Origin of the sequence: Psychroflexus montanilacus (assembly GCF_020164535.1) — a bacterium.
In the GTDB taxonomy this organism is placed as follows: Bacteria; Bacteroidota; Bacteroidia; order Flavobacteriales; family Flavobacteriaceae; genus Psychroflexus; species Psychroflexus montanilacus.
Genome location: NZ_JAIQZC010000001.1, coordinates 241,192 through 254,205, shown reverse-complemented (window position 1 = coordinate 254,205; position 13,014 = coordinate 241,192). Strand labels below are relative to the sequence as shown.

The 13,014-nt window shown below is 34.1% G+C and carries 11 protein-coding genes; 10 read left to right on the top strand and 1 reads right to left on the bottom strand.

What is annotated here, in order from left to right:
- The first annotated feature begins 22 nt into the window (after positions 1 to 22).
- The 4 genes from LB454_RS01210 to LB454_RS01195 all read left to right on the top strand — a co-directional run bounded on the left by LB454_RS01210 (position 23) and on the right by LB454_RS01195 (position 4,347).
- Positions 23 to 1,174 (top strand): DUF6268 family outer membrane beta-barrel protein, encoded by a 1,152-nt coding sequence (locus LB454_RS01210; protein ID WP_224462482.1) that lies wholly within the window; start codon positions 23 to 25, stop codon positions 1,172 to 1,174.
- A gap of 392 nt (positions 1,175 to 1,566) precedes the next feature.
- On the top strand, positions 1,567 to 2,040 hold the full coding sequence (locus LB454_RS01205; protein WP_224462481.1) for a T9SS type A sorting domain-containing protein: 474 nt from the start codon (positions 1,567 to 1,569) through the stop codon (positions 2,038 to 2,040).
- Between the two features lie 3 nt (positions 2,041 to 2,043).
- Positions 2,044 to 3,552 carry a collagen-like domain-containing protein gene (locus LB454_RS14030; RefSeq protein WP_322962805.1) on the top strand — a complete coding sequence of 503 codons (1,509 nt, stop codon included), beginning with the start codon at positions 2,044 to 2,046 and terminating at the stop codon, positions 3,550 to 3,552.
- 33 nt (positions 3,553 to 3,585) lie between these two features.
- The gene (locus LB454_RS01195) at positions 3,586 to 4,347 is read left to right on the top strand and encodes a hypothetical protein (protein WP_224462480.1); all 762 of its coding nucleotides are present in this window, start codon (positions 3,586 to 3,588) and stop codon (positions 4,345 to 4,347) included.
- Between the two features lie 21 nt (positions 4,348 to 4,368).
- Here LB454_RS01195 and LB454_RS01190 read toward each other — a convergent pair whose 3' ends face one another.
- Positions 4,369 to 4,788, bottom strand: a complete 420-nt coding sequence (locus LB454_RS01190) for a DUF2141 domain-containing protein (protein ID WP_224462479.1) — start codon at positions 4,786 to 4,788, stop codon at positions 4,369 to 4,371.
- A gap of 290 nt (positions 4,789 to 5,078) precedes the next feature.
- Between LB454_RS01190 and LB454_RS01185 the strand changes: the two genes are divergently transcribed.
- From LB454_RS01185 to LB454_RS01160, 6 genes are all read left to right on the top strand, one after another.
- Entirely contained in the window at positions 5,079 to 7,334 is a 2,256-nt protein-coding gene (locus LB454_RS01185; protein WP_224462478.1) for an FUSC family protein, read from the top strand.
- Between the two features lie 291 nt (positions 7,335 to 7,625).
- Positions 7,626 to 8,852, top strand: a complete 1,227-nt coding sequence (locus LB454_RS01180) for a site-specific integrase (RefSeq protein ID WP_224462477.1) — start codon at positions 7,626 to 7,628, stop codon at positions 8,850 to 8,852.
- A 58-nt stretch (positions 8,853 to 8,910) separates the two neighbouring features.
- On the top strand, positions 8,911 to 10,254 hold the full coding sequence (locus LB454_RS01175) for a hypothetical protein (RefSeq protein WP_224462476.1): 1,344 nt from the start codon (positions 8,911 to 8,913) through the stop codon (positions 10,252 to 10,254).
- A gap of 91 nt (positions 10,255 to 10,345) precedes the next feature.
- The gene (locus LB454_RS01170; RefSeq protein WP_224462475.1) at positions 10,346 to 10,690 is read left to right on the top strand and encodes a helix-turn-helix domain-containing protein; all 345 of its coding nucleotides are present in this window, start codon (positions 10,346 to 10,348) and stop codon (positions 10,688 to 10,690) included.
- Positions 10,691 to 10,694: 4 nt separating this feature from the next.
- Complete coding sequence (locus LB454_RS01165) at positions 10,695 to 11,894, top strand: AAA family ATPase (protein WP_224462474.1); 1,200 nt, start codon at positions 10,695 to 10,697, stop codon at positions 11,892 to 11,894.
- Positions 11,895 to 11,983: 89 nt separating this feature from the next.
- Positions 11,984 to 12,991, top strand: a complete 1,008-nt coding sequence (locus tag LB454_RS01160; protein WP_224462473.1) for a DUF6371 domain-containing protein — start codon at positions 11,984 to 11,986, stop codon at positions 12,989 to 12,991.
- Positions 12,992 to 13,014 lie beyond the last annotated feature (23 nt).

The window sequence follows — 13,014 nt, the reverse complement described above, 5'->3', positions numbered from 1 at the left end:
TTAGCTTAAAACTAAAATAAATATGAAAAATAGTTACAGTTATGTTTTGATGCTTGCCTTTCTAATGTTTAGCATATCCTCAGTTCAGGCGCAGGAGGAGGATGACGATGAAGATTACAGTATGTATGACGATTTTGAGCTTGAGGATGACACTCCTGTGAAACGCTATGCCAAACCAACGATCTCAGGAATGAGTCCTCAAAAGTTTATTGGTGTTAGTTTTGATGCCCAGATGCCATACGATTATGAGTTTTCTGAAGTTCGATTTCCACAGACGCTCAATAATGGGTTTGATGTAGATGAAGATAATCCTGGAGTGAATGAAGCTGGAACTGCAGAATTTACCGGAGGATTTAGATTCAATACCAATATACCCATTATTTCCAAAAGTAGTTTCGTTTGGCAATCTGGAATAAACTTCATGGATACAAGGTACAACATAAGAGAAAATTTGAATTCTCCGCAAAGTCCTGTTGTCCTTCCAGATGGTACACAAGCCAGAACTCTTGGCCAAATACTTAATGAAGACGGATTAAGAAATATTAACTGGACCAACACTTTATTTTTTCCATTGAATGAAAAAGACTTCATTGTGTTTCAAGGACAAATGGATTTGAGTGGTAACTATGATTTTGATAATTTTCAATCGTTGAATACACTTCGTTATAGCGCAGCAGCAGTTTATGGAAGGCGAGTCAACGATTATTACCGCTGGGGAATAGGTATATCTCGAACCTATAGAGTTGGAAATTTAAATTACGTACCTGTTATTATGTACGACTGGACTTCCAAGAATAGAAAATGGGGAACAGAAATTTTATTTCCTGCAAAAGCTTATGTGAGATATAATATTAATAGCAACTCTTTACTATTAGCTGGATTTGATCTTGAAGGCCAGAGCTATAGAATCGACGATTACTCCATCAATGGAAATTCTTACGAAATAAGAAGAGGAGAGGTACGGCCAAAACTTGAATTTCAAACTCGCATATCAGGATACATTTGGGCAACAGTGCAAGCAGGCTACAGGATGGACTGGTCTTATGATGCAGATGAGCTAGATAGTAACAGAGACTTTTTTAGAGGCTTTTTTGGAAATCAGGACTTCGGAATGATAAACAACCTGGGGAATCCACTCTTCTTTAATGTTGGATTAAACTTTGTAAGTCCATAAATAAAAACCAAACTTATATAAGCTGTTTTATGAATAAGTAAAACAGCTTTTACATGTTTTCAATTCTGGTATTTTCATTTTACAGCATAGCAAAACCTTGATCCTAGTCATTTTATTAGATATTGATTTTTTTAGAGTCTAAAATTATGCTAGTTTTTAATTCTATTAATAGTCTTTCATATTGGCTGGATTATTTTGATCTGAATTCTTATTTAAAAAAATTTCAAACCTATATTTAAGTTGTATGACGTGAATATAGATTTTTTGAGAGAAAACCTACTTTTTAAAGATTATAATGCTGATGCATTCTTCAATTAAATGGTATTCAATTCAAATTCAACATAAAATTTTATTTTTTTAAACCCTTCACAAACTAATCACGTATATACCATATGAAAAATTATAAATTAACATTTATTTTAGTTTTAGCTATTCAGTTTTCAGCCTTTGCCCAACAAGCTTTATCCGTTACAGGAGGAGACGCTACAGGTGTAGGTGGATCATCTAGCTTTACTGTAGGTCAAGTTGCATTTAATTTCTGGGAAGGCTCTACAGCAACACTAAGTGAGGGCATACAGCAGCCCATTGAAAATTATACCTTAAGTGTAAATGATCTTGAAACTACATTTTCATTATCGATTTATCCAAATCCAGCTTCAGATCATTTGACAATTAATTTTGATAATATGATTGAAAAGAAATACAACTACAAACTTTTTGATTTAAATGGTAAATTGATTTTGAAAGATCAAATTACCTCAAACCAAACTCTTTTGGATTTGAAACCTTTTGCTTCTTCAATCTACCTCTTAAACCTTTATAAAAGTAATATCAAATTACAATCCTTTAAGATTTTAAAAAACTAGTCTATGAAAAACTTTACTATTAAAATTAATACTTTATTCTATTTCTTTTTATGCTTTTCTGAAATTATTTTTGCGCAAGCACCTCAGAAAATGAGCTACCAGGCAGTTGTAAGAGACAATGCGGATGCACTAATCACTTCAACTCAAGTAGGGATGAGAATAGGAATTATACAAGGTTCATCCAATGGAACTTTAGTTTATGAAGAAACACATTTGCCTTCCACCAATCAAAACGGATTAGTGAGTTTTGAAATTGGTACAGGCGAGGTTGCGTTTGGGGAATTTGCCAATATTGATTGGTCAAATGGTCCTTTTTTCATCAAATATGAAACAGATCCTACTGGTGGATCTAATTATTCAATAGAAGGCATAAGTGAATTTTTAAGTGTTCCTTACGCTTTATATGCATTAAACGGGCCTGCAGGAGCAGATGGAATTGGTATAGAATCTACAGTCGATAATGGTAACGGTACTTTTACCTTATTTTTTGATGATGGTTCATCATTTACAACTTCAGACTTTACAGGTCCTGAAGGTCAGGCTGGGCCTATTGGACCTGAGGGTCCACAAGGTATACAAGGTGAAATTGGTCTCCAGGGAATTCAAGGTGATGTTGGACCAATGGGGCCAACAGGTCCACAAGGGGTAGCTGGAGAAATTGGTCCAGAAGGACCTGCCGGGCCAAAGGGAGACATCGGAGAAGAAGGTCCACAAGGTATTCCAGGACCAATTGGAGCCACAGGACCAAAAGGAGATACTGGAGAACAAGGTCCTCAGGGTGAAACAGGTGCACAGGGTCCAAGGGGTCTTCCAGGAGAAACCGGCCCACAAGGTGTCCAAGGTCCAGCTGGAGCTACAGGACCCAAAGGAGATACAGGAGATCAAGGGCCTCAGGGTGAAACAGGTGCTCAAGGTCCAAGGGGACTGCAAGGAGAAACCGGGCCACAAGGTGTTCAAGGTCCGGCTGGAGCTACAGGACCAAAAGGAAATACAGGAGACCAAGGACTTCAGGGTGAAACAGGTGCACAAGGTCCAAGGGGATTGCAAGGAGAAACCGGCCCACAAGGTGTTCAAGGTCCAACTGGAGCTACAGGACTAAAAGGTGATACAGGAGAACAAGGCACTCAGGGTGAAACAGGTGCACAAGGTCCAAGGGGACTGCAAGGAGAAACCGGACCACAAGGTGTTCAAGGTCCAGCTGGAGCTACAGGACCAAAAGGAGATACTGGAGAACAAGGTCCTCGGGGTCCGCAAGGTATTCAAGGTCCACCTGGAAGTGACTTAGAATACAAAGCTGGATCTTCAAGTGGTACCAACACAATTGATGTAACGTTTAGTAGTCCTATGCCAAATACTAATTATACTGTGAATTTGACCAGAGTAGGAAGTTGTGGTCAGAGAGTTTATATTTCAAATAAATCGACTAATGGATTTAGAATAAATGTTGAATATACGCTTGGATTACCACTTTGTACAGCAAACATAGACTGGTTGGCAGTCCCTTTTAAATAGTTATATTTATGATTGAATTTTAAAACTTTTTAAATGAAGACGATACCAGTATTTCACAAAATGAACCTAATCCTGTTTTTAGTAATTCTATTTAATAGCTTTAACTTTAATGCTCAATCATTCGAGGGTTCATGGCAACTTGTTGAACTCAATGATGAAAAAATCACAGATCGAGAGGTTATTAAAATTGTGACTGATGGTTATTTTGCATTAGGATCTAAAAGTGTTGAAGACAATTCATTTCTTGGCGCAGCAGGCGGAGAATTTAAAATTAAAGGAGAATCTTTAATTGAAAAAAGAGATTTTGATACTTACGATGATGGCAAAATTGGTAAAGCGATAGAGTACCAACTGAATTGGATAGATAACCAAACACTTGAAATAGCTAATGAACATCATCGAAAAGTTTGGAAAAAGCTAAATACCAACAAAGATGATTTGAAAGGGAATTGGGTTATAACCGGTAGGCAGAGAGATGGAAACTTAAATACAATGAAGCCAGGCGACAGGCGCACAATAAAAATATTAGCCGGGGGACGTTTTCAATGGGTGGCTTTCAATTCTGCTGAAAAAACTTTTAATGGGACAGGAGCTGGAACCTATTCTGCTAAAAATGGAAAATATCAAGAAAATATCTTATTATTTTCCAGAGACAAAGATCGAGTTGGTGATGCTTTAAGTTTTGAATATGAAGTAATTAAAGGTGAATGGCATCATAAAGGAAACAGCTCAAAAGGACAACCTATTTATGAAATTTGGTCTCCTTATTCAAAAGCATATCCTACTGATTTTTAATTATAATCAATTCCTTCATGCTTAGTTCATGTATTTGATTGTCATTGTTGAATCTTCACTTACATTGAATTTACATTTTGAAAATTTAGGTCTGCCAAGTGAAGTCATATTAGAAGCACCTACTGGCTCTTTTGGAATACCTAACATGTTGGTGTCCATTTCCTCGTTTCCATTTAGGTCTTGAAAGATGGATATGGCATAGTCACCTTCTTTAAGTCCTGAAAAAGTGAATTCTGCGGTAGTATTAAATTTCTCAATTTTTCCTGTTTTTACTGCTTTTTTATCGTCACTTGGAAAGCTGTCCGCATTGTCATGCAATGATAGATAGATAATTCCATCCTTATCTTCGATTTCCTCTACAACTACTTTTAACTCGAAAGTTTGTGAAAATCCTGTAAAACTTATAAAAAATGTAAATAAAATGCAAAGAAGTGTTTTCATGATATAATGTTTTTAATTTACCTGTAGCTTATCCAATTATAAGAATTCATAGAACTATACAATAGATAAACGGCATTAATTAATATTTTTAAAATTAACCTATAATCAGTCATTCTCTTGTTAAAACTATCTGATAGTTTTCAAAAAATTCAGCTATTCTTTAAATATCCATCTAAATCTAAACCCTAAGTTCATTAAAATTTCGGATATTAACTTTAAAACTTTTTCCACAGGAAGTTTAATTTATAAACTAGGGCGTCATCTATTTAAATTAACTTTATCTCAAAAAAGTGAAAGAAACGATCAAGCAACTCGAATTATTCTTTAAAAGTTCAAATTTTGATCGAGGAATCCGTCTTGGTGTGGCGCTTGCTTTACCATTTGCTATTTTGTATGGCTTAGGCTACTTTGAATTTGCTTTGCCTATTGTAGTTGGAGCTTTTTTAAATGCTCCTGGAGATATGCCAGGTAGTAGAAAACGAAAAGTTAACGCCATTTTGATCAGCACTGGTTTAACAATGTTGATTACCACTGTGATATTATTTACAAAGCCTTACCTGCCAGTCTTACTTATAGCTATGGGCGTGATTGCCTTTTTTGTTTCACTCCTTTCTGTTTATGGATTTAGGGCATCTCTGGTATCTTTTTCAGGTTTATTGGCCATGGTGATTGCCTTTGCTATTGATAAAAGTTCGACTTCAGACATTTTAATTCAAGTAGTCTTTATGGGAGTTGGTGGGCTTTGGTACTTAACAGTATCGCTGCTTTTTCAATTTATTTTTCCAAATAAAGATCAAAATCAATTGTTATCGGATACACTGTATTTGATAGGTGATTATTTGAAGTTACGAGCTAGACTATTAACCGATGCAAAAGATAGGGACAGTAGACTTCAGCAGAGCTTCGTGCTACAAAATCAAATCAACGATAAGCATGAAACCCTTAGAGAGGTGCTCCTTACAGTGAGAAAACGATCAGGACGTTCAAGGTATGAAGAAAAACAGTTATTGATTTTCATTTCAACGATTAAAATATTTGAACTTATCGAAGCTGAACAAATGAATTATGAAAAAATCGATAAAGTTTTTGCAGACAGAAAAGAGTTTCTTAAATCTGCTAAGAAGTTAAATAAGGTCATGGGTAACCATCTCATTAGGTTATCTGAAGTCTTAATGCAACACGATCCATTACCAGATAAAGAGAATTTAACCAAGGCCTTAACTAAGGCTAACGACTCTATAACGGACTATCTTGAGAAATTTAAGCTACCTCTGGCTAGAGAAGGAGCTTTAATCTTAAAGAACCTTTACGATTATCAGGAACAATTACTAGAAGAAATCATTGCTATACGACGAGCTATGGATAATGTGAAAGAGGCGGCAAAGGTTTCTCTAAAAAGGCAGGATGCTAGTCAGTTTTTAACCCTCCACGAATATAGGTTCAATGTAATTTTACAAAACTTACGACTGGATTCCACTTTATTCAGACATTCACTAAGGCTAAGTATTGCCATGTTATTTGCTTACAGTTTAGGAATTTTCTTTGAAATTCAGAATACCTATTGGATATTACTTACCATCATTGTTATCATGCGTCCAAGTTATGGATTGACTAAAGAACGCTCAAAGGACCGTATCATTGGAACCATCATAGGAGCAGTTATAGCTGTGGGAATTGTTTTACTTACTCAAAATGAAATTCTATATGCAGTATTAGCATTAGTGTCTCTGGTGTTTGCTTTTGCATTGATTCAGCAGAATTATAAATCGGCTGCCGCACTTATCACTATTAGCATAGTTTTCGTTTACTCATTTATCAATCCTAAGGCTCTTGAAGTGATTCAATACAGAGTCCTAGACACTTTTATAGGGGCAGTAATTGCTGTAGTGGCGAATTATAGTCTATTGCCTAGCTGGGAAGTGTATAATCTAAAACAAGTGCTTATAAAAGCTTTGAAAGCTAATAAAGCTTATCTTCTGGCCACTCAGGATTTATATCAAAATCCAGATGATAAAACCTTGGCTTATAATTTAGCAAGAAAAGAAGCATTCCTGGCTATAAGCCAATTGAACGCTGCCTTTCAAAGACTGACTCAGGATCCTAAATCCAAGCAAAAAGAATTTCAGTTGATTTATGAAATGGTAACGCTTCACCAGACCCTCATTTCTGCCATAGCATCTATAGGGAATTTTATTACTAAGCACCAAACTACGCCAGCTTCAGTCGAATTTAATGTGCTTATCAATAGAATCTCAAATACACTCCAGGGAGCTTTAGATAGCCTGGAAGAAACCTCAAGTCAGGAAAAAATTGCTAAAACTAAAGTCGAACATGCTCAGGAGAAATTATTTAGTACATATAAGCGTCTAGCGCATGTAAGAGATGAAAACATCAAACAAGGTAATGAAACACTGGATACGGAAACTTTGCATGCTTTGCAGGAAGCCTATTTGATTTCCAACCACCTGGGATGGCTCGTTTCCTTATCGGACAACTTGGAGCGATCAACAAAGCGATATTGCCAGACGATACTGCTGTCTAATTAAAGGTTTGTGATTTCAAACCAGGAATGTCTAAAAAGCAAAAAACCACATTCGAAAGAACGTGGTTTTATGGTTAAGTGATCGCGACAGGATTCGAACCTGTGACCGTCTGCTTAGAAGGCAGAAATAAGCCCAAAATACCAATATACATTTATAAGAAAAAACAACATAAAACACTATATTTCAGCTTTATATGTAAAATTATTTTGCTTTATTATGTGTTTGTTTTGCTTTATTATAGTATATTTGTGTTACAAATGTGTTACAATACTAAAATCAAAAAACCAAAAAGCCATGAAACCAGCTAATGCAACTATCTACCATGACACTAATAGACCTAAAGCAGACGGGTCCTGTTCTGTGAAAATCAAAATTACTTTCAACAGAAAGCGCATTTATTTTTCAACCGGAGTTGATTTAACTACAGATGAATTTGAGAAAGTTTTTTATAGCAAAAGAAAGACCGAGGATCAAAAAGTAATCAAATCTACAATTGAGTATTTTGAGAATAAAGCTAATGACATTATAAAAAAACTGAAGGTTTTTTCGTTTGAAATTTTCAAAGAGCATTATTTGGAGTACCGTAATGTAAATGACAGCGTTTCTTATGCATTTGATAAATACATTGAAACACTAGAGCTGAACGACAAAATAAGCACAGCATCCTGCTACAAATGTGCTAAAACAAGTATAGATAAATTTCATAAAAACTTGACTTTTGCCGACATAACACCGAGATTTTTGAAGAAATACGAGAACTGGATGAAAATACAGGGCAACAGTATCACAACTGTTAGTATGTATTTAAGAAGCCTTAGAGCAATCTACAATCAGCAAGATATAGATAAAAGCATATATCCATTTGGTATTGGAAGTAAAAAATACACTATTCCTACAAGCAAAAACACTAAAAAAGCATTAACCATTGATGAGATAGGCAAAATTTACAACTATGAATCTGAATTGAGTAGCGCAGAAGATATGGCGAAAGATTACTGGTTATTTCTTTACCTTTCAAATGGTATGAACGTAAAAGATTTTTGCTTATTAAAATGGAGTAACATAAACAACAATATGCTCACCTATAAAAGAGCAAAAACAAGAGATAGCCGCAAAGAGCCAAAGAATATCACAGTAGCCTTAAAACCTGAAAGTTTAGCGATAATCAAGAAGTGGGGGCAACCATCATTAAACCAAGGGGCTTATATATTCCCACACTTTGAAATCAATATGACAGCAAAGCAACAAAGAAAAGTTTGCCAAAACTTAACCAAAATTATAAACAAGTACATGAAGCGCATTGCTAAAGAAATAGGCATTGAGAAAAACGTAACCACCTACTTTGCCCGGCACAGCTTCGCCACGGTATTAAAGCGCTCTGGGGCCAAAATTGAAATGATTAGCGAATTACTGGGGCATAGCAACGTTGGAGTTACAGAAAACTATTTAGATAGCTTTGAAAACGACCAAATTCAAAAAGAAACAGACGTGCTGACATCCGCTTTTAAAAAAAGCAGTTAAATATTCTTTATTAAATGAACATAAACAACATTCTTATCAACCAACACAATTATAAGAAATGGATTTTTTAGATATAGTTTTAAAAGGATATACGAACAAAAACAGTAGAGAATTTTTAGATAAATATTTTTATCGCGAATTTAAAAAAGCTGAAAAGGATCACTTTTTTGAAGCAGATGAATTTTTTAAAGGCTGTCAAGATGTAATAGAAAGTTTCAGAAATCACTTGCAAGACAAAGTATGGGAACGCAAAGAAATGCTTTTAAAAATGCTTGAAACAGCTAAAAACAATACCATCACCTATGGTGATTTACAAGGCAAATCTATTGAGCAAAAAAGAAAAGAAACTATTGATTATTGTGAAAAAGAATTAGAAAGTGAAACACCTTACAGTATGGGTGGTTTTACATTCACAGTTCATCTAATGAGCATAACAAATGGTCGGTATTTAGGTAGTTTAAATTATTATGAAGTTGAGAATATTGAACGTGATATTAAATTAGCACAATTAAAGGTATTAAAAGAAAGTTTCAGGCAACTTGAAGTAAAAGAAGGGAACATAGTAGCTAAACCTATAAACTACCCAGTTTTGAAAGAAAAAAGTAGAGCAGAAAGAATAAGAGAAAGCCTAGAAGATTTTTATTTTTTTCAAATAGAACTAATTTCTGATTTAAATGTTGATGGTAAAACTTACAAAAATATAAAGCAAAAAAACAACAATAGCATTCTAAATCCTAGTAACTGGGAACAGCATAAAGATACATTCTTCAATCAAAGAATGGAAACTTACCCTGAAAGCTATACAAGAGAAGAAAAAATAAAACTAGAACTAGAAACAGTAGAAAAACTAACTATAAATAATATTGATTATAAAATACTAAAAGATAGATATGTCAAATATTTAAAATCAGCTATTGATACAAATGGCACTTATTTAAATATTGACAACACAAATATTAACAATGAACATTCAGACAATCCTATTCAAGATGAAACTCACTCATTAGCTGATAAAATAGAAACTTACTTTACTTTTTTTTTAGACGATTGCCACCAAAAAGGAAAGCCAATATTAGACAATGAGGAAGACTTTAGAAATTTACTCAGATGGACCACCTATTTTTTTGAGCATAATTTTACAGTACCTGTAATAAGTAAGCCTATAAGAAAAGTTAAAACCAACAAATATATAACCCAATTAGCTTTCCAAATCTTATTTGATGAATTAAGAAAGGATGGTTTTCATAATAGAACTGCTAAACACCAAAAACTTTTTACGTTGTGGGAATCAATCTTCTTAGATTATAAAGGCTACAAAGAAGACAACTTCTGGAAAGTAAAAAAGAAGAATGAAAATGGCGAAGACTATGATGTTCGAGTCAGAAAACTGATGGGCTTATAAAATATTACTTTCCGTAAACACGGATTTTTTCCGTGAAATATTCGGAAACCCGTTTTTCAATTTTGCATGGTACAATTAAATATAATGTATCATGAACGAAAATCTAACCTTCAACGACCTACCAAAAGCTATTCAAGCAGTGTACGACAAAATGAGCACAATTGAAAGCTTAATCCAAAAACACTTTAACACTCCAAAAGAAGAACAGGTAGAAAAACTAATGAGCATCAAAGATGCTTCCAGCTTCTTGAACCTTTCGGTTCCCACCATCTACTCAAAAGTCTCTAGGAATGAAATTCCTTATATGAAACGAGGAAAACGCCTTTATTTCTCAAATAAAGACCTTATTAATTATTTAAAAGAAGGGCGCAATAAAACACAAGAAGAAATACAGCATGAAGCAGACGCATATTTGTGTAAACTAAAAAAGGATTGAAGCTATGGAAAATAACAACAACCCTACAATATCTAATGATCATAATGAGGGTAAAGATAATCAGCTTAATGCCATACAAATTAATCCTCAATTTGATAGTTTAGATAATCCTGTGACCATAGTAAAGCACTTGCATACTTTAAAGAATAGTTCCCTAAATGATTATTCAAATTTAGAGGTTAAGCCGACAGATAATATTCCACTGCCTAAGATTGCATGGAAACAAGTAATTGACGATAAATATACCATTTTAGGTACATTAGGGAATTTGTCGCTTTTAATTGGAAAAGCAAAAAGTAGAAAATCTTTTTTTGTTGGCATTACTGTATCAACATTATTGAGTGCTGGTAAACATTTTAACCAATTTGTCGGTTGTCTTCCTCATGATAAAAAGAAAGTTCTGTATTTCGACACTGAACAGGGTAAATATCATGTACAATTAGCTTTAAAGCGCATCTGCAAGCAGATAGGACAAAGTAAACCACAGGACTTAAAGGTGTATTATCTACGCTCTAAAAAACCCGAAGAAAGGCTTAGTATTATTGAAGACATCATCTATAAAACTAAAAATTTAGGCTTTGTGGTTATTGATGGAATAAAAGACTTAGTAACCTCAATTAATGATGAGGCTGAAGCTACAAATATCTCATCCAAACTTTTAAAATGGACAGAAGAATTAGATATTCATATCATAAGTGTATTACATCAAAATAAAAGTGACAATAATGCTCGTGGCCATATAGGTACGGAGCTGATTAATAAGGCTGAAACTGTTTTATCAGTCACCAAAAATGAGCATAATGATAATATTTCAGTTGTTGAAGCACAAATGTGCAGAAATAAAGACCCTGAGCCATTTGCCTTTGAAATAAATGAGGATGGTATGCCGGTATTAGTTGACGATTATAAAATTAAAACTGAATCAAGAAGAAAAAAATTTGATATACTTGATTTAGAAGATTATAAAAAGTACCAAATCCTCACAGAAGTTTTTTCAAAAGAAAACAGTCTTAGTTATTCAGAACTCGTCATACAAGTAAAAATAGCTTTTAAAAATCAATATGATAATAAATTAGGCGACAACAGAGCTAAAGAATTAATCACTATCTGTAAAAACAAAAATTGGCTATTACAAGAAAAGAACAAGGCTCCCTATACCCTTGGTGAATACAATGAAGGAGTTGAAGATGATTTTCAATTTTAATCGGTTTAGTTTAAGGTGTATATATAGGCTCTTAAACCTAAACCGATAGAATTAATAGTTTAAACAATCAGTTTAAACCCTAAACCGATATGCAACAATACCAATACCATCTAGAAAAAGGAAGCAAAAAACATAGATGCCCATCATGCCATAAAAAACGATTTGTAAGGTATATTGATGCAGAAACAATGGAATACTTGCCAGAGATATACGGTAAATGTGATCGAGAGACGAATTGCGCCTATCACCTCAATCCATACAAACATGGATATAGCTATACTAATAAATTCTTATTGGGTTCGAGAAAAATAATACCCCAAACAATCAGCAAGCCTTTACAAGTTTTTTTTCCAAACAAAATATTTGAAAAGACTAGAAAAGATTATCATATAAACACATTTATTCAGAACCTTTTAAATAATATAAAATATCCGTTTGAAGTTGAAAGTATAGAAAAAGTCATAGCACAATACCATCTTGGCACCATCACAAAAGGGTATCGTAAAGGAGCAGTAACATTTCCTTTTATAGATATAAGCGGTAATGTACGGGCAATACAGGTCAAGCAATTTAATAACCAAAATCACACCATTGGAACAGACTTCCTACATAATATCATTGAAAGAGATTTAAAATTTAAAAACAAAATTATACCTGAATGGCTATCCAAATACAACAACCAAGACACTAGAGTGTCATGCTTTTTTGGAGAACATTTGCTTCGCAAATATCCCCACAACCCTATTGCATTAGTCGAAGCACCCAAAACAGCTATTTATGGCACATTGTATTTTGGGTTTCCTGAAAACATTGATAACTATTTATGGTTAGCCGTTTATAATCTTAGTAGTTTATCATTTCAAAAATGCAAATCATTAAAAGGCAGAGATGTATATCTCTTCCCCGACCTATCAAAGCAAGGCAGAGCCTTTAACCTTTGGTCAGAAAATGCAAAAAAATATCAAAATAAAATCCCAGGCACAACATTTACAATTTCAGATTTATTAGAAAAATTAGCCCCATCACAAGACAGAGAACAAGGCAAAGACATCGCCGATTACCTAATTGAATTAGACTGGCGAGATTTTAGAAAATGAGGTAGAATCTAATGACAATGAAA

Bases quoted from the DNA above. Each gene is read 5' to 3' on its own strand.
- LB454_RS14030 (WP_322962805.1), top strand. From the start codon at position 2,044: ATGAAAAACTTTACTATTAAAATTAATACTTTATTCTATTTCTTTTTA.
- LB454_RS01210 (WP_224462482.1), top strand. From the start codon at position 23: ATGAAAAATAGTTACAGTTATGTTTTGATGCTTGCCTTTCTAATGTTT.
- LB454_RS01175 (WP_224462476.1), top strand. From the start codon at position 8,911: ATGGATTTTTTAGATATAGTTTTAAAAGGATATACGAACAAAAACAGT.
- LB454_RS01170 (WP_224462475.1), top strand. From the start codon at position 10,346: ATGAACGAAAATCTAACCTTCAACGACCTACCAAAAGCTATTCAAGCA.
- LB454_RS01190 (WP_224462479.1), bottom strand. From the start codon at position 4,788: ATGAAAACACTTCTTTGCATTTTATTTACATTTTTTATAAGTTTTACA.
- LB454_RS01195 (WP_224462480.1), top strand. From the start codon at position 3,586: ATGAAGACGATACCAGTATTTCACAAAATGAACCTAATCCTGTTTTTA.
- LB454_RS01180 (WP_224462477.1), top strand. From the start codon at position 7,626: ATGAAACCAGCTAATGCAACTATCTACCATGACACTAATAGACCTAAA.
- LB454_RS01165 (WP_224462474.1), top strand. From the start codon at position 10,695: ATGGAAAATAACAACAACCCTACAATATCTAATGATCATAATGAGGGT.
- LB454_RS01205 (WP_224462481.1), top strand. From the start codon at position 1,567: ATGAAAAATTATAAATTAACATTTATTTTAGTTTTAGCTATTCAGTTT.
- LB454_RS01160 (WP_224462473.1), top strand. From the start codon at position 11,984: ATGCAACAATACCAATACCATCTAGAAAAAGGAAGCAAAAAACATAGA.